Genomic DNA, 21,095 nt, shown 5'->3' with positions numbered 1-21,095 from the left:
CGTAGCGAGCGAGCGCGCATAGGCGCATCGAAAAGGGACGTTCGAACCGCTGAGACATCGAGTGACAGCCGTCAAGTGAGTGGAAAACGAAGCGAGTTCCATGTACCGCGTCGTGTTGTCGGCGTTCTCGATGATCGATCCGGAGACGTACCGCGAGGCGTTCGCCGAACTCGTCGACGACCCGGTTACGGTCGAGGTCGCCGAACTCGGATCGACGGAGCGACTGATCGAGGCCGCGAGCGACGCCGACGCCGTCGTGACCGACATCGACACGCCGGTCACCGCCGAGGCGCTCGACCGACTCGACCTCACCGTCGTCGCGCGGGCCGCGGTGGGCGTCGACAACGTCGACGTCGCGGCCGCGGACGCACGCGACGTGACGGTCACCCGCGTCCCTGACTACTGCACCGACGAGGTGGCGACCCACTCGGTGTCGCTGTTTCTGGCTTGTCTCCGGTCGCTGAAGCGGTACGACGACGACGTGGCCGACGGCGGCTGGAGCTGGGAGGTCGGTCGACCCGTCCACCGCGTCGGTGACTCGACGGTCGGCCTGTTGTCGTTCGGCCCCATCGCGCGCCGGGCGGCCGATCGATTCGCGGGCTTCGACGCCGACCTGATCGCCCACGATCCCTTCGTCGCGGACGAGACGATGGCCGAGCGCGGCGTCGAGGCGGTCGGGTTCGACGCGCTGTTCGAGCGCGCCGACCACGTCGCGGTGTACGCGCCGCTGACGGACGCGACGCGGGGGATCGTCGACGCCGACGCGCTCGCAAAGCTCGACTCGCACTCGGTGCTCGTCAACGTCGGACGCGGCCCGGTGGTCGACGCCGACGCCCTCCTCGACGCGCTAGAGGCCGACGCGATCACGGCCGCCGGGCTCGACGTGCTGGCCGCCGAACCCCCGGAAGACGACCCGCTCGTCGGCCGAGACGACACGGTGATCACGCCGCACGCGGCGTGGTACAGCGAGGAAGCCCGTGATGACCTGAACTGGAGCGTGGCCGCCGACGTCGCCGCGGCGCTCGTCGGCGAGACTCCCTCGGGTCGCGTCGACCCGGACGCCGACTGGCTCTGACGGCCGCGGGCGTCGCGTCGCCAACGCCGTCGCTCGACCGACTACAGCCGATCGAGGGCGTCGAAGTCGTCGACGCCGTCCGCGTCGTCTTCGGTTCCGTCGATCCGTCCGGTGTCCTCGTCTTGCCCGGTTTCGTCGTCCGCCCTCGCCGCGTCGGGCACGGCAGAATCGAGTCCCGCCGCCAGTCCCGGGGCGAGGTCGTAGGTGTCTCTGACCGTCTGTGCGAGCACCCCGTCCCGGTCGAAGACGACGTAGACGGCGACGAACTCGTGGTCGGCCGGAGCGAGCACGAACACCTCGCGGGGGTCGGCGTCCGCGCGGGAGGCGTTCACCCGGGCGACGAGCGGTTCGATCGGGAGCCGTCCGGCCCGCAGGTCGTCGAAGGTGTCGCCCCCCGGTCCGTCGGCGAACAGGTAGAGCGCCCCGTTCGGATCGCCGTCGGTCGACCGAGTGGGAACAGATCCCACGGCCTCGCCGTCGGCGCGGAGCGACTGCCACGCGTCGACGGCCGCCTCGAACATGCCCTCGACGCCGTCGGCGTAGCGGAACCGAGTCTCGCAGACGACCTCGACCGCAGAGAAACGCGCGGAGCCGTCCGTCCACGCAAGCGTCGCGTCGACGACGTGGCCGGGTTTCAGTGACGCCACGCGCTCCCCGAGGTCGCCGTCGTAGCCCTCCGCAGTCGCGTACATCGGGTCGAACCGGTCGCCTGCGTCCGGTTCGTTCGGGTCGACGGGACCCTCCGCGTGTTCGACGAGAACGAACTCCTCGGGGGGAGCGACGTCGTCCGCGTCCGATGTGTCGATCGTCTCCCGGTCGGCCGCCTCCGCGCCGGCCACCGGCTCGCCGTCCGCTCCCTCGATGTCCGGGCGCGGGCGGCGGTCGTGGACGCGAAACCGGCCGCTCGTCGTCGGATCCATGCCCGTCGATCGGCCGCCAAGCCGGATAAGCCGGTCGGAACGGGGCCGTCGAGAGTCGACGGAGCCCCCACGGTCGGCGGTCGGCGACCGCGTGACCGCGATCGGCGACCGCGAGCGGCGGCGGATCCGTGCCGTTATGCGGCGGGCGACCCAAGGAATCGGCAAATGGGGATCCTCGAGGACAAGTCGAACGCCCGTCTGTTCTACAAGTACCTCTCGAAGGTGTACGACCAAGTCAACCGGTTTAACTGGTCTGAGGAGATGCGGACTGAGGCGCTCTCGTGGCTGGAGTTCGGCGATGATCCGGACGTGCTCGACGTCGGCTGTGGCACCGGATTCGGCACCGAGGGACTGCTCGACCACGCCGACGAGGTCCACGGGCTCGACCAGAGCGTCCACCAGATGGAGAAGGCCTTCGAGAAGTTCGGGAAACGCGGCCGAGTGAACTTCTACCGCGGCGACGCAGAACGACTCCCCTTCCGCGACGACACCTTTGACGTCGTCTGGTCGTCCGGTTCGATAGAGTACTGGCCGAACCCCGTCGAGGGGCTCAGCGAACTCCGCCGGGTCGCAAAGCCGGGCGGACAGGTCCTCGTGGTTGGTCCCGACTACCCCCACAACCGCGTGCTCCAGCGCATCGCCGACGCGATCATGCTCTTCTACGACGAAGACGAAGCCGATCAGATGTTCGACGCCGCCGGCTACGAGTCGTTCGAGCACCACATCCAGCGGGCGACCCCGAGGAGCCCTCGTGCGATCACGACCGTCGCGCGCGTTTCCGAGGAGTAGTTCGGAGTCATTCGTTCAAATCCACTCTCAGAGAGTCATCCGGCGCTCGCCGTCGCCTCAAGCGACGCGACAGGCTGTCCGTCGACCGATAGTTCGACTGAGACGCGTCGGCCGGCTTCGAGGGTCGGGTCGTTCGTTCCCGCCACGCGGAACGACGCCGTGTCACCGGATCGCAGCGTGTTCGCGCTCGCGGCATTGAACGCCCCGGACGGTCCCGGTCGGAATCCGGACGCTGAAAAGAACGGGAGCGGCGGCTGTCTGGTGAGCGGTTCGCCGTCGATGCGGACCCGGACCGTCAGCTTGGTCACGTCGATCGGGTCGCCGCCGCGGTGGGCGATCGCGATCCGGTCGTCGGTCACCGAGAGCGACAACACCGCCGACGGTGCCGGCTCCGGCGGCGCATCTATCGCGGCCGCGACGACGCCCCCCGCGAGCACCACGGTGATCGCGAGCAGCAACACGCCGGCGACCGGTGCCATGCCACGGCCCTCTCGCGGGCGATCCGACGAGCGATCACCCGCACGTCGCCGGCGCTCGCAGACGGTATCGCCGGCCACGGACGGGGGTGAGGCGTCGGATCGCACGAGGTGACTGCCGCGGCATCACACAAAAGGTGGGCGGAAGGTCAAACCGACGAGGGAGATTCCGGGATCGCGTCTCGACTGCCGGCTCCGGTTCACTTGCAGTCCGTGTCACTTCGGTCGACTCGCGCGTCAGTTCACGTCGATCCGATGACCACCCGCATCGGACGGCGACCGCTTCGGGAGGGTGACAGTGAGCACGCCGTCGTCGTATGAGGCCGTCGCCTCGGCGCGATCGACCGGCTCGGGAAGGGGAATCGTCCGTGAGACGGATCGACTGCGCCGCTCCCGTCGGTGGTACTGCACGGCCGGCTCGTCGTCGCGAGTCGCGTCGGCCGAGTCGCTGTCGTCCGCATCACCCGCATTATCCGCGCCGTCAGCGTCCGCGTTGCTCGCCCCGGCGATCGACGCCTCGCTCGTCTCTTCGCGCGTGGCGGAGAGGGTCAGCGCGTCCTCGCGGAGTTCGACCTCGATATCGTCGTCGTCGAATCCGGGGAGGTCGACGAGGACGGTGAGTTCTGCGTCGTCTTCGAGCACGTCGACGGGCGGGTCGCGAGCGCCGAGCAGATCGGGACCCCCCATCGGATCGGGGGGCGCGAACGTGTCGCCGAGCTCCTCGAACTCGTGTCCCATCCGGTCGAGCAGGTCGTCGATCTCGTCGAAGGGATCGCGTCGTGTCATACGGGTCAGGATTCGGGACGGAGCGACTTGAACGTGCGGGCGGTGAGCCCGCGTCAGCGGGGATCGTTACCGTTCGCGAACGACGACGAACTCCGCTAGGTCGCGGAGATACTCGATTGCTTCCGTCTCCGGGGGATCCGCGCGATCGAGCGCGGCCAGCGCGAGGTCGGACTGTTCGCGTGCGCGCTCGTCGATCTCCGCCGGCGAGAGCGACGTGACCTGCAGGACGGACGGACGGTCCATCTCCGCATCCTGTCCCGTCGGCTTGCCGAGCGCCTCGGCGTCGGCGGTGGCGTCTAACACGTCGTCACGCATCTGGAAGGCGACGCCGACGCGCTCCGCGTACTCGCCGAACGAGTCGATCGCGTCGGCGTCGGCTCCGCCGGCGACCGCACCGAGTTCGGCCGCGGCCCGGAACAGCGCACCCGTCTTCCGGCGGGCGAGCTCCATGTACTCCTCCTCGCTTGTCGGGCGGGCGGCGAGTTCCGTCGCCTCTCCCTCGCCGAGTTCGACCATCGCCTCGGCGACGGTCCGCATCGCTCGCGGCTCGCCAGAGAAGAGCGCGAACGCCTCGCCGAGCAGGCCGTCACTGGCGATGATAGCCGGCCCGTAGCCGAACTCCGCCCACGCCGAGGGCGTTCCCCGGCGGACCTCGGAGCGATCGATGATGTCGTCGATCACCAGCGACGCGTTGTGGACGAACTCGATCCCGGCAGCGAAGTCGACGGCGTCGTCGGGGTCGCCGTCGAACGCCTCGCACGCGAGGATCGTCACTGCGGGCCTGACCCGTTTGCCGCCTGCGAGGACGACGTGGCCGACCTCCGCGGACAGCTCGTCGGGCTCCACCTCGCCGATCACGGCTTCGAGCCGCTCCTCGACGAGCGCGACCCGGCGCTGCAGGTACTCCATCTGGTATAGGAACGGGACCGCCGCGCAAAGGCCTAACGGAAGGACGGCGGGTCCCGTCCCGTTCTCGTGACGAGAGACGCTCGTCGCCACGGAGCGCCGCGTTCACCGCCGAGCCGCTTCGGAAGGCCCTTTTAACCCGCCCGTCGAACGGACCGTATGTTCAGGCAGTTCCGGTCGGCAGTCGAGGCCGCGCTCACGGACGCGCTGGAGGCCTTGGAGCTCCCGACCGACGACCTCGGCATCGAACGACCGCCCGACGAGATGGACGCGACGCTCGCGTCCAACGTCGCCTTCCGACTCGCGGGCGAGGTCGGTGACGCCCCGCCGAACGTGGCGACGCGAGTCGCCGAGGCAGTCGCCGTCGACGACGCCGCATACCTCGCGAGCGTCGACACCGCGGGTCCGTACGTGAACTTCCACGCGAACGACCGCTATCTGGCGGACACCCTCGACGCGGCCGCGCCCGACACCGACTACGGCGCGCTGCCCGACCGAGACACCTCGGTCGTCGTGGAGCACACGAGCGCGAACCCGACCGGCCCGGTCCACGTGGGACGCGCGCGCAACCCGATCGTCGGGGACGCGGTCGCGAACCTCATGGAGTACGCCGGCTACGGCGTGGACCGTCACTACTACGTCAACGACGCCGGCCGCCAGATGGCGGTGTTCACGTGGGCGTACGAGCGGTTCGACGAGTCGGACCTAGAGAGCGAGCCCGCTCGCGACCGAACCGAATATGACCTCGTGCGGTACTACCGCAAGGGGAACGCCTACTTGGAGGAGGCCGACGAGGACGACGTCGAGGCGGCCGAAGCCGAGATCGCCGCGATCTTGCAGGGACTCGAAGCCGGCGACGAGGAGACCTACGAGCGCGTCGGCGAGGTGGTCGACGCCGTGCTCGGTGGGATGAAGGAGTGTCTGGCTCGCCTGCCAGCCGAGTTCGACGAGTTCGTCAAGGAGACGCAGTTCATGCGCGACGGCTCGACGGACGAGATCGCCGCACGACTCAAAGAGACCGAACACGCTGTCTACGAGGAGGACGCGTGGCAGTTGGAGCTCGACGACTGGGGAATCGACAAGAACCTCGTCTTCTTGCGCTCTGACGACACGAGCCTCTACACCACCCGTGACTTGGCCCACCACGAGTGGAAGTTCGCGAACTACGACCGCGCCGTGACCGTGCTCGGCGAGGACCACAAGCTGCAGGCCGACCAGCTCGACGCGACCTTAGAGCTGCTCGGCAACGACATCGACCGGCTCGGACACGTCATCTACTCGTACGTCAATCTCCCGGAGGGGAAGATGTCGACCCGGCGCGGCACCGGCGTGATGCTCGACGACCTGCTCGACGAGGCGATCGACCGCGCCCGCGAGGCGGTCGAGACGCGCATGGACGACCGCATCCGCGACGACGACCTCACGGAGGAGGACGTGGAGCGGATCGCCCACCAGGTCGGCATCGGCGCGGTCCGGTACGACATAGTCTCGAAACAGCCCGCGAAGGCGATCACCTTCGAATGGGAAGACGCGCTCGACTTCGAGGGGCAGTCGGCCCCGTTCGTCCAGTACGTCCACGCGCGCTGTTGCGGCATCCTCGATGAGGCCGCCGACGCAGGGATCGCTGTCCCTGAGCCGGGCGAGCCGATCGATGTCGACGCCGCGGCGCTGGAGGCCGACGAGGCCCGAGATCTGCTTCGGGAGATCGCGCGGTTCCCAGCCGCGATCGAGTCCGCCGCGGACGACTTGGAACCCCACACGATCGCCACGTTCACCCGAGAGTTCGCCGACGCGTACAACGCCTTCTACCGCGAGTGCCCGGTCGTTACGGCCGACGACGACGATCTTCGAGCGGCCCGCGTCGCACTCGTCGCCGCCGCGAAGCACACGATGGCGAATGCGCTCGACGTGCTCGGCGTCGAGGCTCCGGAGTCGATGTAACGGCCCGAGGCGTTCGATTTTCGACCGTATCGATAGGTCAAAGCTTACTTACACGCACGCGACCGTATCTGAGACAATGAGTAGCGACGCACAGGAGGCGAGCGAGGACCGCCGGAAGTACGAGTTCCGGAAGGTCATCGAGGAGCTCAAAGAGTACGAGGGCTCCGGCACTCAACTCGTCACCATCTACATCCCGGAGGACAAGCAGATCTCCGACGTGGTGGCACACGTCACCCAAGAGCACAGCGAGGCGTCGAACATCAAGTCCAAACAGACCCGGACGAACGTGCAGGACGCGCTCACGTCGATCAAAGATCGCTTGCGGTACTACGACACGTACCCGCCGGAGAAGGGCATCGTGATCTTCTCGGGCGCGATCGACGCCGGCGGCGGTCAGACCGACATGGTCACTCGGACGCTGGAGTCGCCGCCCCAGCCTGTCGAGTCGTTCCGGTACCACTGCGACTCCGAGTTCCTCACCCAGCCGCTCGAACACATGCTGGAGGATTCGGGGCTGTTCGGGCTCATCGTCCTAGACCGTCGCGAGGCGAACGTCGGATGGCTGAAGGGCAAGCGCGTCGAGCCCGTCAAGTCCGCCTCCTCGCTCGTCCCCGGCAAACAGCGGAAGGGCGGACAGTCAGCACAGCGGTTCGCCCGGCTCCGGCTGGAGGCCATCGACAACTTCTATCAGGAGGTCGCAGGGATGGCGAACGACCTGTTCGTCGACAAGCGACACGAACTCGACGGTATCCTCGTCGGCGGTCCCTCACCGACGAAAGACGAGTTCCTTGACGGCGACTACCTCCACCACGAGCTCCAAGATAAGGTGCTCGGCAAGTTCGACGTGGCGTACACGGACGAGTCCGGACTCAAAGACCTCGTCGACAACGCCAGTGAGGCGCTCGCCGACCAAGAGATCGTCGAGGACAAGCGCAACATGGACGAGTTCTTCGAGAAGCTCAACACCGGTGAGGAGGCCACCTACGGCTTCGAGCAGACCCGCCGGAATCTGATCATGGGTTCTGTCGATCGGCTGCTCATCTCCGAGGACCTCCGCTCTGACGTGGTCGTCTACGAGTGCCCGAACGGCCACGAAGAGTACGAAGTCGTCGACGTGCGACATTCGACGCCCGACCACGAGTGTTCAGAGTGCGGCGAGGAGGCCGGCGTCGAGAAACGCGAGGACGTCATCGAACACCTGATGGCTATCGCCGAACAGCGCGGTACGGAGACGAAGTTCATCTCGACCGACTTCGAAAAGGGCGAACAGTTGCTCGACGCGTTCGGCGGAATCGCCGGAATATTGCGGTACTCAACCGGCGTGTAAGGTCGCTCGGGCGCGTCAGTCCTGTTCGACCGGTGCCGCCGCGACCTCCAGACACGCGCAGGCGTCCGCCTCGGGGTCGAAACAGTCCGGACACTCCGGCTCTCGATCGATGATCGTGTCGAGCCGGTCGGCGACGGTGTCGTCGATGACGGCCTCCAGCTCGCGAGCCTCCGTGCGGAACTCGTCGACCGCGAGCACGTTCGCGAGGAACCGCTCGATGATGCAGTACGTCTGAAGGGCATCTCGGGCCCGGACGATGCCGTCGTCGGTCAGCCGAACGCCCTTGTACTTCTCGTGTTCGGCGAGCCCGCGCGATTCGAGCTTGCCGATCATCTCGTTGGCGCTCGCCGGACTCACGCCGAGCGCGTCGGCGATGGAGCCGGTCGAGGCGGGGCCGTCTTCTTGCTTCTGTACAACGTATATCGTCTTGAGGTACTGGTCTGCGGTGTTCACGGCATCCCTCCGTCGGCGGTCGTCGGTTTCGACGGTGTGTGCTTTCGGCCCGTCGTCGCATTCGTCTCTCGAGTCATCGTCGCTCCATTACCTCCGTCACCTCGCTGACGCCCTCGGCCTCGTCTTCTCGGATCGCCCGGAGCGTCGCCATGAGTTCTTCGCGATCGATCGAAAACGCGGCGTCCGAAGCCTCGATCGCCTCGATGAGGTCGTCGTAGAACTTGTAGGCGGTCTCTTCGTTACACAGCTGATCGTACAACACGCCGTCGAAGTCGTCGGGCTGTGTCCGCCCGTATCGGGCGTCGACGAGCGATTCGATCTCGTCGAACGGCACGCTTTCGACGCCGAGCCCCTCGATGAGCGCCTCCAAGCGCTCGCGGTGATGGGCGGACTCCTCCGCAGCATCTGCGAGCAACGCCTCGATCTCCGCGTCGAGATCGGCGTCGAGGCTCTGGTAGTGGTGGTGTGCCCGCGCCTCGACCACCTCTTCTAACACGATCCCGATCTGTAGTAGCCGGGCGAGCTGGTCGTCTGACGCGATTCGCTGGCTCACGCTCACGCCGACCACCCGTCGCCGGTCGATACGCCCGTTCGCATACGGACGTACGTCCGAGCCTCGCTGACTTAAGAAGTTCCCTCGGTCTCCGCCGTATACCGCGCGCGGCGAGCGAGAACGACGGACTCGAAGCGGCGAGCGCGTGAGAAAACACCGACGGAAACTGCTGGCAGCGCGCTTACTGGAGGCGCTGTAAGACGAGTTCCTGAACGTCGTCGCGGAACTCGTCGACCGCGATCTCTTCGAGGACAGGTACGAAGAATCCCTCGACGAGCATGTTCCGCGCCGTGCGGGAGTCGATCGAACGGCTCTCTAGGTAGAACAGGTCCTCGGCGTCGACCTGTCCGACCGTGGCGGAGTGAGACGCCTCGGTGTCGTGGTTGTGGATGATGAGCTTCGGCGACGCGTCGGCCTCGGCGTCGTCCGACAGCATCAACGTGTTCTCGCGCTGGTAGCTCGAGGTGTTCCACGCGTCTTCACCGACATCCTGAACGCCCTCGTAGACGGAGCGGGCGACGTCGTCGAGCACGCCGCGCGTGACGAGGTCGGCCGTCGTCTGCTCGGCCTGATGCCACACGCGGGCGTTGATGTCGAAGTGCTGGTCGTCGGTCCCGAAGAACGTCCCGACGATTTGGCTCTCGGAGCCGTCGCCGTTCAGTTCGGTCTCCACGTCGGAGCGGGTCAGTTTCGAACCGAAGTTGCTCTCGATCCAGTCGACAGTCGCGTACGTGTCCGTCACTCCGCGTTTCAGCGAGTACGTGTACGTGTCCCGATCGAGGTTCTGGAGCGAGCCGAACTGGACGTTCGCGTTCTCACCCGCGACGATCTCGACGAGGTTCGAGAAGTATCGGTCGCCGTCGATGCCCGCCTCGGCGCTTTCATCACCGGACTCGATCGATTCGAGGATTGTCACTGAGGACGACTCCTCGGCGACGACGAGCGTCTGGCTGAAAAGCGACCGGGAGTTCATCTCCGCGCGGACCGTCACGTCCTCGACGTCGACGCCCTCGGGGACGTAGACGAACGTGCCGGTCGTAAAGAGCGCGACCGACAGGGCCGTGAGGTAGTTGTGATCTGGGTCGAGCACGGAGCCGAAGTTCGCCTCGATGACGTCGCCGTACTCGTCGAACGCCTCCGTGAAGGGTAAGACGACGACCTCGTCGTCGCCCGCGGCGCGCTCCGTCGCGTCCGACTGGTTCAGCGGATCGACGAGCGCCTCGAAGTCGAGTGATTCTAGGTCGGTCCAGCGACGCCCGGGGGTCTGGATAACGTCGGGGAGATCTGCCGTCTCCAAGGCTTCCAGAGCGTCGATACGGGTCTCTAAGAGCCACTCGGGCTCGTCGCGTTCGTCGGCGATGCGTCGTACCGTGTCCTCTGAGAGGCTCTCGATTGCTTTCGTGCTCATGTTATCCGAGCGAACCTTCCATCTCCAACTCGACGAGCCGGTTCAGCTCGACGGCGTACTCGATGGGCAGTTCCTCCGTGATGGGCTCGATGAAGCCCGAGACGATCATCTGCTTTGCGTCGTCGTCGTCGAGACCGCGCGACTGCAGGTAGAAGATGTCCTCGTCGCCGATCTTCCCGACGGTCGCCTCGTGAGCGACGTCGACCTTGGACTCGTTGATCTCCATGTACGGCATCGTGTCGGACGTCGACTCATTGTCGAACATCAACGCGTCACACTCGACGGCAGTCGAGGAGTTCTCCGCGCCGTCCGCGATGTGAATGAGGCCGCGGTAGTTGGTGCGGCCGCCGTCCTTCGCGATCGACTTCGACTCGACGGTGGATTTCGTGTCGGGTGCGTTGTGGTACACCTTCGCGCCGGTGTCGATGTCCTGTCCCTCGCCGGCCATGGCGATGGTGATGTGGTTGTCGGACGCACCGCGTCCCTTCAGGATCGTCGAGGGATACAGCATCGTCGCCTTCGACCCCATCGACCCGGATATCCACTCCATGCGCCCGCCCTTCTCGGCGATGGCGCGCTTGGTGTTCAGGTTGTACGTGTTCTTCGACCAGTTCTGCACCGTGGAGTACTGGACGTGAGCATCCTCGCCGACGAACACTTCGACGCCGCCGGAGTGGAGGTTAAACGCCGAGTACTTCGGGGCGGAACAGCCCTCGATGTAGTGGACCTCGGAGCCTTCCTCGGCGATGATGAGCGTGTGCTCGAACTGCCCCATCCCCTCGCTATTCATCCGGAAGTACGCCTGCACCGGCATGTCGACGGTGGTGTTCTCCGGGATGTAGACGAACGAGCCGCCGGACCAGATCGCGCCGTGGAGCGCGGCGAACTTGTTGTCGCTCGGGGGAACGCACTTCGTCATGAAGTGCTCTTTAACTATCTCTTCGTGTTCTTGGACCGCCTTGTCCATGTCACAGAAGATGACGCCCTTCTCTTCCCACCGCTCCTGCATGTTTTGGTAGACTATCTCGGACTCGTACTGCGCGCCGACGCCCGAGAGGGCATTCTTTTCGGCCTCCGGGATGCCGAGCTTGTCGAAGGTGTCCTGAATCTCCTCGGGGAGATCCTCCCAGCTGTCGGCACCGCCGCGGGCCTCGATATCCGGACGGATGTAGGGAACGATCTCGTCGATGTCGACTTCCGAAAGATCGGGCTGCCCGGGCCAGTCGGTCGGCATCGGCATCTCTTGGTACTGCTTGAGTGCGCGAAGGCGACGCTCCAACATCCACTCCGGCTCGTCTTTGTCCTCCGAGATGACGCGGACCGTCTCCTCGGTGAGCCCCTTTTCGCTCTTGAAGGCGGATTTTTCCTCCTTCTTGAACTCGAAGCGCTCCTCCGTGTTCGTCTCTTGTAGGTGATCTTGTGAACTCATATCAAATGGTTACTGGTCTGGTTGTATAGTGTTGTTGCGTAATCACACATGATTACGCGTCGGCGAACGCTTCCTCACGGACCCAGTCGTACCCCTTGTCTTCGAGCTGCTCCGCGAGTTCCGCGCCGCCGCTCTTGGCGACTTCGCCGTCGAGCATTACGTGGACGTGGTCGGGCTCAACGTAGTCGAGGATGCGCTGGTAGTGAGTGATCTGGAGGACGCCAGTTCCCTGCTCGTCGCGCAGCGCGTTGATACCCTTCGAGACGTCTTGGAGACGGTCGATGTCGAGCCCGGAGTCGATCTCGTCGAGCACGGCGACGGAGGGCTCTAACATTGCGGCCTGCAGCACTTCGTTCTGTTTCTTTTCGCCGCCGGAGAAGCCGGCGTTGAGGTAGCGCTGCATGAACTTCTCGTCCATGTCGAGCAGTTCCATCTTCTCGGAGAGGATCTCCTGGAACTCGGCGACGCCGATCTCGCCGTCGTCTGCGGGGCCCTCCATCGGCGAGGTGTCGTAGCCCTCGTCGTCCGCGTCGGCCTCAGCTTCTTCCTCCTCGTCTTCGAACAGCTCCTCGCGCTCGTCCGCCTTGGCGTTGAGCGCCTGTCGGAGGAAGTTCGTCATGGTGACGCCCTCGATCTCCGCGGGATACTGGAAGCCGAGGAAGATCCCGAGCGCGGCGCGCTCGTTAGGTTCTAACTCAAGCAGTTCCCAGTGATAGTCCTCGTCGTCGAGGTCAGCGTCGATGTCGGCGACGTCCTCGTCGTCGAGATGGAGGAGGATCTCGCCCTCGGTTACCTCGTAGGCGGGGTGTCCGGCGATGACCTTCGCCGTCGTGGATTTTCCGGAGCCGTTGGGGCCCATCAGGGCGTGGATCTCGCCGGAGTTAACCGTGAGATCGACACCGCGGAGAATCCGTTCGCCGCCCTCTTCAGCCACTCGTGCGTGTAGATTGTTGATTTCGAGAGTTGCCATATATCGTCTCGGTACCTCGTACCTGCACACTGGTGACTTAGGGGGTTAATGGTTACGCATCTCCCCGTCAAAATTCGTAGATCTTGTAAGAAATTTTCTACTGATCAAAAACCTATTTCCACCAACGCCGATCGCGCTCACATGAACGAACCGAGGCCGGTCTGCTCTTGGCCCGTTTTGACCTCCTCCCACGACATGCCGAGCGCCTCGATGACACGCTCGATCGGCCCTTTCAGCGTCTTGTCGAGCATCTTCTCCCAGTCGACTTCGAACTCCTCGGGGACCTGATCGGCGTACTCGAAACAGATCACGTCCGGATCGCGTTTGAACTCGCCGTAGAGCGGGTCGCGCTGCGGGTCGAGCCCCCGCTCGTCTTCCATCCGTGCCCAAAAATCCGGGTGGACCTTCTCGATGTACAGCCGCTTCGGCTTCGAGCCGCTCCCGAAGTTGGTTCCGAGCATGCAGTTGGCGTACTTCGCGCCGCGGACCTGCGCGGTCGGCGTCGCGTAGGCGTCGAGTTTCTTTCCGATCCCGCCGGGGATCCCGATCTCGTCGAGGTCCACGTCGCCGTCGAGCACGCGCGCGATGACATCGACAAGGTACTCTTTTATTTCCGTCATGTCCTCGTCGATGTCGTCGCCCGTCACGATCGTCTCGATGACGTTCTGTTGGACCTCCTTCGTGATGCCGGCGATGTCAGACCGCTTGTACTCGAAGCCGGTGATGTCGATGTCGTCGACATCTTTCCCTTCCTTCCAGATGATGTGGCCCGCGTACCGCTTCTTTTTGCCCGCTTGGAAGAAGCGCCGGTAGAGCTTCTCGAACTCGATCTCGAAGCGGTGCGAGTCAGCATTCAACTTCTCGCGCGCGAAGTCGTCGTACCGATCGTTGATGTGATCTCCGATCTCGAAGGAGGTCTCGATCGCCTCGTCCTTCGAGAGATCGCCGAGTGACAGCATGATACTGTCTGTATCTCCATATGTAACTTCTCTGTTTAGTTCGGACGTTACGTCGGCGGTAAAGGCGATCACCTCGCGGTTAGTAGAGGTGACGCCAGCGCTCATCTCGCGGTCGTATAGGCGAAATCGGTCCCATCCGAAAACGCCGTATAAACTGTTCATCAGAACCTTGACAGCCCCCTGCTGACGGTCGTACTGCTCGTACGCTTCTGTCCCCGGATCGTGCTCGTTTCGGAGCGCCTTCTTCTCCTCTCGCTCGTCGAGCAGTTCGTTTACCATCTCTCTGATGATGCCATCCGGCTCCTTGCGGAAGTGGACGCCAGTCGGGGTCTTATACGTCTCGCCGTCGTACTCGTCGGGATCGACCTTCGTCTCCGGCGAGGCGTTGATCGTCACCATCGACATGGGGTAGAGACTCTTCAAGTCGAGTACGCTCACCATCTCGCGGACCCCGGAGATCGGATCGAACACCGCACCGCCCTCGAACTCTTCGGCCTCCTGTTGGCCCTTCGAGGGAAGCGCGAAGTTGCCGTACGCCATGTGGAGCACGTACATGTCGACCGCGTCGCCCGGCGTCGTCGCATCCTCGATCTTACAGCCGACGATCTTCCGGGCGTCGTCCCAGAACGCGATCACGTCTTGGGCGCGGTCGATCTCGACGCACAGCTCCACGTCGCGGATGCTGTACTCCAAGAGCCGTTCGGGGTCCTGCTCCCAGAGGTCGCCGATGTCGCCCGTGTAGCGCTCCTTGCCGACGCCGAGTTCTCGCTCGCCGACCGCGTCGAGCCGGTACGACTCCAACTCCGTGAACATCGTGCGCTTGTAGGCGTACAACAGGTCGAAGACGACTCTCCCCTTGATATCGGGGCCGCCCCAGCCCGAGCGCCACACCTCGTCGATTCGGGAGAGCCGGTCGACGGAGAGGTCATACTGGCTCCCGTCGTCGAGCACCTCCAAGCGGTCGAGGACGTACGGCGCGTCGAAGTCCTCGAAGTTCCACCCCGTCATTAGATCTGGGTCGGTTTCGTCGATGTACGCGACGAACGCGTCCAACATCGCGGCCTCCTCCTCGAAGGTTCGGACCTTGAAGTCGAGCGCGTCCCCGGTTCCGTCGCCGTCACCGCCCTCTACGATCCCCTCGTACTCCGGGAGGTTCTCGGGGGCGGGGACCTCCGCCTCGGGCGCGTCGTACAGCCAGACGACGTACTCGTCGTCGTAGGAGTCGTGGCTGGTGAGGCAGATGATCGGCTCCTCGCCGTCCTCGGGGAAGCCGCGGCGGTCGTCGACCTCGATGTCGAAGGTGTTGACCCGCATCTCGGCGTCGACCTCGGCGGGTTCGAGCATGCCCTCGTGGACCTGAAGCGTCCCGTCCTCGTCGTCGAGCCGGCGCTCCTCCACGCGGATGCCGCCGTTCAGCCCGTTGTCGATCAGAAAGCGGTTCGGGAAGAGGATGTCCGCCTCGAAGGTGGTCGCGAAGTCGTCGCGGATGTTCCCCACGTCGCGGGGCGTGCGCGTGATGATCCGTGTGAGCGGCTCGCCGCGAATGCTCTCGTATGGCTCCCCCTCGGCGTTCTCCTCGCGCGTTCCGATAACCACGTCGTACTGCTCCGTGAGATCGCCGTCGAGGTCGGCCGTGGGAACGTAGAAGTACGGCTCGACACCGAGCACGCGGACGTGCTCGACGGTGTCATGTTCGGCGTCTTCTTCAAGATCATTCGCCGGCCGCCGGCCGAAGACGTGAACGACGGGGTACTCGTCGTTGCCGTACCCTTCGACCGCGTAGTCGATCTGGGTGATCATCAACTCGATAGTCCCGGTCGATTCCGGGAACTTCGCCTCGTCGACATCGACGACATCGCTGACGTGACCGCGTCCGCCGCCCGCGACAACCGCCGCCTCTTCCGCGGCGAGGTCGTCGCGGGCGGTCGCCATGCCACCTCCCGATTCGTCGTCTGTCGCCCCGGACGACGAGAAATCCGACAGCCCCGACTGAGTCATACGCGCTCTTCGTCACACCCGGCTAAAAAGCTCGGCTTTCGGGTGCGGCGAAGACTCCCGACACGGAAAGGCATATATCGTGCCATGAATTACCAATGTTCATGTCTTCGGACCCACGTTCGGACTCCGAGCGGTCTCGTGCGGTCGAGCGCAACGCGGACGACGCCGAGGTGGAGGTGTACGAGGACGACGGGAACGTGGTGCTTTTCGACGCGGCTAATCCGCTCGCGTGGGTCGAAGCGAACCGAACGGTCAGTCTCGCGGACGCCCTCTGACCGTCCCAAAACAGGACGCCGTCTCAAGCGGGACGCATCGCGGACGGAACACTGCAGACGGAGCAGTGCGGACGGAACCCCTTTGGCCCACCCGGGCGTACCGACGGCCGTGTTCCCCTTCGACGAGGACGACGAGGGCGAGGTCTCCTTCGGCGAGCAGTCCGACGCCGAGCGCGAGATGACGCCGGACATCCCGAAAGCGCCCTCGGTGACGACGTTCGACGACGGGAACTTCGAGGGAGCGAGCGACGTGGACTCGGGGACGCTCCGGGCGTTCGTCGCCGCCGTGATCTACGCTAACGCCGCGGTGCTTTTGGTCGCGCTCGGCCCGATGGTGTGGTACTTCGAGGGGTGGTCGCGGATCGGGGCCGGGCTATCGATCGTGGGGCTTCTCGCGGGGGTCCGGACGTACCAGACGTATCGCGCGTGGCGGCGCGATCGAGACTCTGGGGATGTTGACGCTTCCGCCGCCGACGCTTCCATCGACGACGCCGACGACGACGCCAACGGGACAGCGGCCGGTGCTGCCGACACGCCCCCGGAAACGTAATACTCGCGCGGCCGCTCTTCTACGGTAATGCAAACGGTCCGCCTCGCGGACGGCGAGACGTACCTCCTCGTGAAACGCTCCGCGGAGTCGAGCCGAGTGCGCGATCCGGCCACCGGTGAGGAGCGGTACGTCGACAACGACAATCTGTCGGTCGTGGCCGGCGAGTCGCCGCTCGCGACCGCGGCCAGCGGCGTCCCGACACCGGTCCGGCGGGTGCTGCGGGCGGTACACGACGACCGGTCGCTCGGCCTGCTCGCGGTCGTCGTCGACGACGGGCCGCTGTCGGTGATCGAACTGCTCGATACGGCCGACATGTGCGAGTCCGACCTCCACGGGACCGTCTCGGAGCTCCGCGCGGCCGGTCTGATCGACGAGACCGAGTTCGCCGGGCGGCGCGGCTACGAGGCGACTCCCGTCGCGTCCGAGGGGATCGAGCTGTTACGGGGGGTGTCGCCGGACTCCGACCAGCGCGGAGAGGGCTCTATCGACGGCTAGGCTCGGTCGCTTTGGAGCGGTCGCGTTGAGGCGGTCGGGGTTGCGGCGCGTGGCCGTGTCGAACGGCTACGCGTCGGGGTACTTCGGCTCGCGGCGCTCGGCGCGTTCGGTCGCGCGTTCGAGGACCGCACGGACCGTGTCGGGGCCGTCGCTTGCGCGGTAGACATCGCCGTGGCCGGGGAACATCGCGTCGACGGTGTCCGGAAGTCGGTCGAGGAGCGTGTGGAGGCTCTCGATCAGGCGCTCGCGCGACTGCCCCGCCATGTCGGTGCGGCCGAAGGAGCCGTCGTCGAAGGCCCCGTCGTTGTACACGACGACATCGCCGGAGTAGAGCCGCTCGTCGCCGACGAGCGAGATGTGATCGTCGGCGTGTCCGGGCGTGTACACGACTTTGCACGCCTCGTCGCCGACGAGGATCTCGTCGCCGTCGCCGATCGTCACGTCGCGCCGCGGGTGCGAGGCGTTGGCGTAAAGTGTCGCGTCGAACCGGTCGAGCACCGCATCCAGTTCCCCGACGTGGTCGTGGTGCTGGTGCGTCAAGACGACGCGGTCGAGATCGTCGACGCCGGCGTCGGCGAGCGCGTCGGCGATCACGTCCGCGACGCCGGGCATCGTTCCGGCGTCGACGAGCGTCGTCGCCTCGCCGGGAACGAGGTACGCATTGCAGGTGAACTCCTCCGCGTCGGCGGTGACCGTGATCGGTTCCATACGTACCCGAGGTCGCGCGGCGAGTAAAAACGTGCAGGTCGGGCGTCGTCGCGTCCCGGTACGAACCCCCGCTACCGACAGGGGTTTTATCAGTCGTCGGCTGTTAGTAAGGGACACACATGGGCTTCGGAAGCTACGACGAATCCGAACAGGAGAACCAAGACCTGGATGCGGATTTCGACGACGAGGACGGAGTCCGCGCGGCCGAATCGGTCCACGAGGGGTCGGTCGACTACGAGCCGGGCGCGTCGAACGACGAACTTCTCGATCGCCTCCAAGACATCAAATCCGAGGAGACCTGATCGGGTGAGACCACCGAGCCGGACGCTCGGAGTCTCGTTTTCCGACGGTGACTACACCAGCTACGTAGCCGGTGCTGTCGTCAGATCCGACGGGACCCTCGACGGGCTCGGTTTCGAACGCTGTACCGTCGGCGGCACCGACGCGACCGCCGCTGTGATCGACCTCGTCGACGCGCTCGGCCGCGACGACGTTCGCCACGTCGCCTGCGACGGGATCGCTCCTGCTTGGTTCAACCTCCTCGATCTCCGACGCCTCCACGAGACGCTCGGCGTGCCGGTGTACGCGGTGAGCTACGAGCCGAGTCCGGGTCTGGAGCCCGCGCTCCGCGAGGCGTTCGACGGAAACGCACTCGCGAGCCGTCTCGCGGCGTATCGGTCGTTCCCGTCCCGCACGCGAGTTGGGACACCAGACTCAGACGCGGACGGAGCGATGCCGCTTTTCGTTCGCGCCGTCGGTCTCGACATCGATGCGGCGGCGGCCGCGGCTCGCGGGCTCGTCGAGGAGGGGTTCCGGCGGCCTGAGCCCCTCCGCCTCGCCGGTATCGCGGCGAGCGCGCACCGCGAGGCGATCGAGTCGGCGTGAGGGGCGGATCGAACGATCCTGAACGGCCGCAACTTATGTCGCGGCCGTGCTCATCGAGTCACATGAGCGATCGCGGGACGAGCGATAGTCAGCCGGGGACCGACAGCGGACTCGACGACGACCTCCGCGTGTCTTCCTGCGAGCGCTGTCCGGCGCTCGTCGAGTCGCGGAGCCAGATCGTAGACGGCGTCGGGCCGATCGACGCCGACCTGCTGTTCGTGGGCGAGGGCCCGGGAGCGAACGAAGACGAGCAGGGGGAGCCCTTCGTCGGGCGGTCGGGAGACGTGCTGGACGAGGCGCTCCGGGACGCTGGACTCGCGCGCTCGGACGTGCGGATCACGAACTGCGTCCGGTGTCGGCCGCCGGACAACCGCGACCCGACGGACGAGGAGTTGGCGAACTGCCGCGGCTACCTCGACGCCGAGATCGACCGGCTCGACCCCGACCTGATCGTGACTCTCGGAAAAGTCCCGAGCGAGCACCTGCTCGACCGGTCGGTCGCGATCACGTCGGAGTCCGGTGACATCGTCGACGCCCGGATCGCGGACGCGTCGCGTCGGGTACTCCTCTCCGTCCACCCGGCGGCGACGCTGTACGATCGGAGCCAGCGAGACGGATTCTTCGAGGGGATCGCGCTAGCTGCCGAGGTGGCCGGCGTCGGCGATGCGACGGAGTCGGGCGGTGATGGGCAGTCGCGTCTCGGTGAGTTTTGAGAATCCGGGCGTTGGTCGGCCCTTCCGGTCGGAAACGGCTCAACGACCGGGACTCTCGGAGCGTCTGTCTCCGCTCTCGTGATGACTGTTGCAAGGGAAACCGACTTTTCCGTGCCCCTCGGAGGGAGCGTATGAGCACCTTCGGGCCGCCGGCGGAGACGCTGGCGGATGTCGTGTTGGTTGACTACGGCCTCGGGAACCTCCGGTCTGCCACCCGTGGGTTAGAACGGGCGGGAGCGTCGGTCGAGATCACCGACGATCCCGCGGCGTTCGCGGCCGCCGACGGGGTCGTCCTCCCGGGCGTTGGCGCGTTCCGCGAGGGGATGGAAAACGCTGGTCCGCTGCGCGAGGCGCTGACAGACCACGCTGACGCCGGTCGTCCCCTCTTCGGGATCTGTCTCGGCATGCAGATGCTCCTCACGTCGAGCGAGGAGGCCGACCACGAGGGGGAAGGCGAGGTGACCGGCCTCGATCTCGTCCCCGGGACCAACGTCCGGTTCGATGTCGACCGCAAGGTCCCGCACATGGGGTGGAACGAACTGTCGGTCGAGCGCGATCATCCCATCGTCGACGGGGTCGAGGGTCGGTACGCCTACTTCGTCCACTCGTACTACGCCGAACCCGACGACCCCGACGCTGTCGTCGCGACCGCCGACTACGGGGTAGACTTCCCGGCCGTCGTCGCCAATGAGGCGGGCAACGTGTTCGGCACCCAGTTCCATCCGGAGAAGAGCGGCGAGACGGGGCTGCAGATCCTGCGAAACTTCGTCGAGTACTGCGCAGACGCGTGAGCGCGTCCGGTGTGTGGGCCGAGATGCGGCGGTCAGTCACATCGGCAATACGCTCAACTCTCCGAGATACTATGATATGCGGTCACATTTTGAACGGATTTCGAACGTCCCGCAAACCCAAGTGCGCGAGAATTACGACAAGATATATATACACGCGTGTCATTGACTGGCATGCATGTCTAGTAGTGCACCCAGCTCGGACGGCGACGTGTTCGACGAGTTTCTGTCAGATCGCGGCCACGAGACAGAGATCGTACGCTGGGAGCGGTCCTATAACAAGCTCCAGTGTCCAGAGTGCGGTGCACTGCACCCCGAAGGAACGGCCCGATGCGGCGTCTGCGACTGGCGGCCGACCTGAGTGTATGGCCGTCGCAAGTCGGTGAAGTCCTTTCTTTCGGTCGCGATCGGCGGTAGCATTATATAGTATCATTCGTGAGTCACGACCATGCCGACCTGCAAGAACTGCGGCTCGTTCGTCACGGCCGATTACGTCCGGGTGTTCACTCCGAACGAGGTCGATCGCCCGCGCGTCTGTCCGGCCTGCGAGAATCTCGTTCGCGACGGGGCGGACGTCCGAGAGGCCCGCGCGACCCGAGGCAACTGAAACAAGTCATTCGCCGATGAGCCACCCTCCGCATCGCGGGCGACGTTTCTGCCGTGTCTCCGAGCCACGGCGTTTAAGAAGAAC

Annotated in this window: 24 protein-coding genes; 13 read left to right on the top strand and 11 right to left on the bottom strand. The window is 65.5% G+C overall.

The annotated features are described in order from the left end of the window. The first annotated feature begins 100 nt into the window (after positions 1-100). Positions 101-1,075 carry a C-terminal binding protein gene (locus NO887_RS01605; RefSeq protein ID WP_256416761.1) on the top strand — a complete coding sequence of 325 codons (975 nt, stop codon included), beginning with the start codon at positions 101-103 and terminating at the stop codon, positions 1,073-1,075. 41 nt (positions 1,076-1,116) lie between these two features. Here the strand turns inward: NO887_RS01605 and NO887_RS01600 are convergent, their stop codons facing one another. Continuing rightward, the gene (locus NO887_RS01600) at positions 1,117-1,995 is read right to left on the bottom strand and encodes a DUF6663 family protein (RefSeq protein ID WP_256416760.1); all 879 of its coding nucleotides are present in this window, start codon (positions 1,993-1,995) and stop codon (positions 1,117-1,119) included. 165 nt (positions 1,996-2,160) lie between these two features. Between NO887_RS01600 and NO887_RS01595 the strand changes: the two genes are divergently transcribed. Next, positions 2,161-2,784, top strand: coding sequence for a methyltransferase domain-containing protein (locus NO887_RS01595; protein ID WP_256416759.1), 624 nt, complete (start codon positions 2,161-2,163; stop codon positions 2,782-2,784). Between the two features lie 35 nt (positions 2,785-2,819). Here the strand turns inward: NO887_RS01595 and NO887_RS01590 are convergent, their stop codons facing one another. The 3 genes from NO887_RS01590 to NO887_RS01580 form a co-directional block, all read right to left on the bottom strand. After that, complete coding sequence (locus NO887_RS01590) at positions 2,820-3,263, bottom strand: type IV pilin N-terminal domain-containing protein (protein ID WP_256416758.1); 444 nt, start codon at positions 3,261-3,263, stop codon at positions 2,820-2,822. Between the two features lie 234 nt (positions 3,264-3,497). Further along, a complete protein-coding gene (locus tag NO887_RS01585; RefSeq protein ID WP_256416757.1) occupies positions 3,498-4,046 on the bottom strand; it encodes an Hsp20/alpha crystallin family protein in 549 nt (182 codons plus the stop codon). A 66-nt stretch (positions 4,047-4,112) separates the two neighbouring features. Continuing rightward, on the bottom strand, positions 4,113-4,955 hold the full coding sequence (locus tag NO887_RS01580; RefSeq protein ID WP_256416756.1) for a polyprenyl synthetase family protein: 843 nt from the start codon (positions 4,953-4,955) through the stop codon (positions 4,113-4,115). A 156-nt stretch (positions 4,956-5,111) separates the two neighbouring features. Here NO887_RS01580 and argS point away from each other — a divergent pair, with 156 nt between their 5' ends. Both argS and prf1 read left to right on the top strand, forming a co-directional pair. Further along, complete coding sequence (gene argS / locus NO887_RS01575; RefSeq protein ID WP_256416755.1) at positions 5,112-6,893, top strand: arginine--tRNA ligase; 1,782 nt, start codon at positions 5,112-5,114, stop codon at positions 6,891-6,893. Positions 6,894-6,969: 76 nt separating this feature from the next. After that, on the top strand, positions 6,970-8,220 hold the full coding sequence (prf1, locus tag NO887_RS01570) for a peptide chain release factor aRF-1 (protein ID WP_256416754.1): 1,251 nt from the start codon (positions 6,970-6,972) through the stop codon (positions 8,218-8,220). 15 nt (positions 8,221-8,235) lie between these two features. Here prf1 and NO887_RS01565 read toward each other — a convergent pair whose 3' ends face one another. The 6 genes from NO887_RS01565 to NO887_RS01540 form a co-directional block, all read right to left on the bottom strand. Further along, on the bottom strand, positions 8,236-8,673 hold the full coding sequence (locus NO887_RS01565) for a metal-dependent transcriptional regulator (protein WP_256416753.1): 438 nt from the start codon (positions 8,671-8,673) through the stop codon (positions 8,236-8,238). 73 nt (positions 8,674-8,746) lie between these two features. After that, positions 8,747-9,232 (bottom strand): ferritin-like domain-containing protein, encoded by a 486-nt coding sequence (locus tag NO887_RS01560; RefSeq protein ID WP_256416752.1) that lies wholly within the window; start codon positions 9,230-9,232, stop codon positions 8,747-8,749. Between the two features lie 175 nt (positions 9,233-9,407). Next, a complete protein-coding gene (gene sufD, locus NO887_RS01555; RefSeq protein WP_256416751.1) occupies positions 9,408-10,634 on the bottom strand; it encodes a Fe-S cluster assembly protein SufD in 1,227 nt (408 codons plus the stop codon). Between the two features lies 1 nt (position 10,635). After that, positions 10,636-12,063, bottom strand: coding sequence for a Fe-S cluster assembly protein SufB (gene sufB / locus NO887_RS01550; RefSeq protein WP_256416750.1), 1,428 nt, complete (start codon positions 12,061-12,063; stop codon positions 10,636-10,638). 52 nt (positions 12,064-12,115) lie between these two features. After that, positions 12,116-13,033, bottom strand: coding sequence for an ABC transporter ATP-binding protein (locus tag NO887_RS01545; protein WP_256416749.1), 918 nt, complete (start codon positions 13,031-13,033; stop codon positions 12,116-12,118). A 137-nt stretch (positions 13,034-13,170) separates the two neighbouring features. Next, complete coding sequence (locus NO887_RS01540; protein ID WP_256416748.1) at positions 13,171-15,990, bottom strand: DNA-directed DNA polymerase; 2,820 nt, start codon at positions 15,988-15,990, stop codon at positions 13,171-13,173. A 101-nt stretch (positions 15,991-16,091) separates the two neighbouring features. Between NO887_RS01540 and NO887_RS01535 the strand changes: the two genes are divergently transcribed. From NO887_RS01535 to NO887_RS01525, 3 genes are all read left to right on the top strand, one after another. Beyond that, positions 16,092-16,265: a DUF7331 family protein gene (locus NO887_RS01535; protein ID WP_256416747.1), complete on the top strand. Its 174-nt coding sequence runs from the start codon at positions 16,092-16,094 to the stop codon at positions 16,263-16,265. A 109-nt stretch (positions 16,266-16,374) separates the two neighbouring features. Further along, positions 16,375-16,815: a DUF7322 domain-containing protein gene (locus tag NO887_RS01530; protein WP_256416746.1), complete on the top strand. Its 441-nt coding sequence runs from the start codon at positions 16,375-16,377 to the stop codon at positions 16,813-16,815. 27 nt (positions 16,816-16,842) lie between these two features. Further along, positions 16,843-17,310 carry a DUF7346 family protein gene (locus tag NO887_RS01525; protein ID WP_256416745.1) on the top strand — a complete coding sequence of 156 codons (468 nt, stop codon included), beginning with the start codon at positions 16,843-16,845 and terminating at the stop codon, positions 17,308-17,310. A gap of 66 nt (positions 17,311-17,376) precedes the next feature. Here NO887_RS01525 and NO887_RS01520 read toward each other — a convergent pair whose 3' ends face one another. Further along, positions 17,377-18,018, bottom strand: coding sequence for an MBL fold metallo-hydrolase (locus NO887_RS01520; protein WP_256416744.1), 642 nt, complete (start codon positions 18,016-18,018; stop codon positions 17,377-17,379). Between the two features lie 119 nt (positions 18,019-18,137). Here NO887_RS01520 and NO887_RS01515 point away from each other — a divergent pair, with 119 nt between their 5' ends. The 6 genes from NO887_RS01515 to NO887_RS01490 all read left to right on the top strand — a co-directional run bounded on the left by NO887_RS01515 (position 18,138) and on the right by NO887_RS01490 (position 21,011). Continuing rightward, positions 18,138-18,320 carry a DUF5786 family protein gene (locus tag NO887_RS01515; protein WP_256416743.1) on the top strand — a complete coding sequence of 61 codons (183 nt, stop codon included), beginning with the start codon at positions 18,138-18,140 and terminating at the stop codon, positions 18,318-18,320. A 4-nt stretch (positions 18,321-18,324) separates the two neighbouring features. Further along, complete coding sequence (locus tag NO887_RS01510; protein ID WP_256416742.1) at positions 18,325-18,903, top strand: endonuclease dU; 579 nt, start codon at positions 18,325-18,327, stop codon at positions 18,901-18,903. Between the two features lie 62 nt (positions 18,904-18,965). Next, positions 18,966-19,616 (top strand): uracil-DNA glycosylase, encoded by a 651-nt coding sequence (locus tag NO887_RS01505; protein WP_256416741.1) that lies wholly within the window; start codon positions 18,966-18,968, stop codon positions 19,614-19,616. 131 nt (positions 19,617-19,747) lie between these two features. Continuing rightward, complete coding sequence (gene hisH, locus NO887_RS01500) at positions 19,748-20,407, top strand: imidazole glycerol phosphate synthase subunit HisH (protein ID WP_256416740.1); 660 nt, start codon at positions 19,748-19,750, stop codon at positions 20,405-20,407. 175 nt (positions 20,408-20,582) lie between these two features. Then, the gene (locus NO887_RS01495; RefSeq protein ID WP_256416739.1) at positions 20,583-20,765 is read left to right on the top strand and encodes an HVO_0416 family zinc finger protein; all 183 of its coding nucleotides are present in this window, start codon (positions 20,583-20,585) and stop codon (positions 20,763-20,765) included. Positions 20,766-20,852: 87 nt separating this feature from the next. Further along, on the top strand, positions 20,853-21,011 hold the full coding sequence (locus NO887_RS01490) for a DUF7563 family protein (protein ID WP_256416738.1): 159 nt from the start codon (positions 20,853-20,855) through the stop codon (positions 21,009-21,011). Positions 21,012-21,095: the final 84 nt, after the last annotated feature.

Source organism: Halorubrum laminariae (assembly GCF_024494655.1).
GTDB lineage: Archaea > Halobacteriota > Halobacteria > Halobacteriales > Haloferacaceae > Halorubrum > Halorubrum laminariae.
The sequence above is the reverse complement of the archived record's forward strand: the minus strand, read 5'-3'. Positions and strand labels throughout refer to the sequence as shown.

Coding starts and splice junctions, on each gene's coding strand:
- NO887_RS01490 (WP_256416738.1), top strand. CDS start 20,853: ATGCCGACCTGCAAGAACTGCGGCTCGTTCGTCACGGCCGATTACGTC.
- NO887_RS01590 (WP_256416758.1), bottom strand. CDS start 3,263: ATGGCACCGGTCGCCGGCGTGTTGCTGCTCGCGATCACCGTGGTGCTC.
- NO887_RS01580 (WP_256416756.1), bottom strand. CDS start 4,955: ATGGAGTACCTGCAGCGCCGGGTCGCGCTCGTCGAGGAGCGGCTCGAA.
- NO887_RS01585 (WP_256416757.1), bottom strand. CDS start 4,046: ATGACACGACGCGATCCCTTCGACGAGATCGACGACCTGCTCGACCGG.
- sufB (WP_256416750.1), bottom strand. CDS start 12,063: ATGAGTTCACAAGATCACCTACAAGAGACGAACACGGAGGAGCGCTTC.
- NO887_RS01605 (WP_256416761.1), top strand. CDS start 101: ATGTACCGCGTCGTGTTGTCGGCGTTCTCGATGATCGATCCGGAGACG.
- NO887_RS01540 (WP_256416748.1), bottom strand. CDS start 15,990: ATGACTCAGTCGGGGCTGTCGGATTTCTCGTCGTCCGGGGCGACAGAC.
- argS (WP_256416755.1), top strand. CDS start 5,112: ATGTTCAGGCAGTTCCGGTCGGCAGTCGAGGCCGCGCTCACGGACGCG.
- NO887_RS01525 (WP_256416745.1), top strand. CDS start 16,843: ATGCAAACGGTCCGCCTCGCGGACGGCGAGACGTACCTCCTCGTGAAA.
- NO887_RS01595 (WP_256416759.1), top strand. CDS start 2,161: ATGGGGATCCTCGAGGACAAGTCGAACGCCCGTCTGTTCTACAAGTAC.
- NO887_RS01515 (WP_256416743.1), top strand. CDS start 18,138: ATGGGCTTCGGAAGCTACGACGAATCCGAACAGGAGAACCAAGACCTG.
- hisH (WP_256416740.1), top strand. CDS start 19,748: ATGAGCACCTTCGGGCCGCCGGCGGAGACGCTGGCGGATGTCGTGTTG.
- NO887_RS01520 (WP_256416744.1), bottom strand. CDS start 18,018: ATGGAACCGATCACGGTCACCGCCGACGCGGAGGAGTTCACCTGCAAT.
- NO887_RS01505 (WP_256416741.1), top strand. CDS start 18,966: ATGAGCGATCGCGGGACGAGCGATAGTCAGCCGGGGACCGACAGCGGA.
- NO887_RS01545 (WP_256416749.1), bottom strand. CDS start 13,033: ATGGCAACTCTCGAAATCAACAATCTACACGCACGAGTGGCTGAAGAG.
- prf1 (WP_256416754.1), top strand. CDS start 6,970: ATGAGTAGCGACGCACAGGAGGCGAGCGAGGACCGCCGGAAGTACGAG.
- NO887_RS01535 (WP_256416747.1), top strand. CDS start 16,092: ATGTCTTCGGACCCACGTTCGGACTCCGAGCGGTCTCGTGCGGTCGAG.
- NO887_RS01600 (WP_256416760.1), bottom strand. CDS start 1,995: ATGGATCCGACGACGAGCGGCCGGTTTCGCGTCCACGACCGCCGCCCG.
- NO887_RS01495 (WP_256416739.1), top strand. CDS start 20,583: ATGTCTAGTAGTGCACCCAGCTCGGACGGCGACGTGTTCGACGAGTTT.
- sufD (WP_256416751.1), bottom strand. CDS start 10,634: ATGAGCACGAAAGCAATCGAGAGCCTCTCAGAGGACACGGTACGACGC.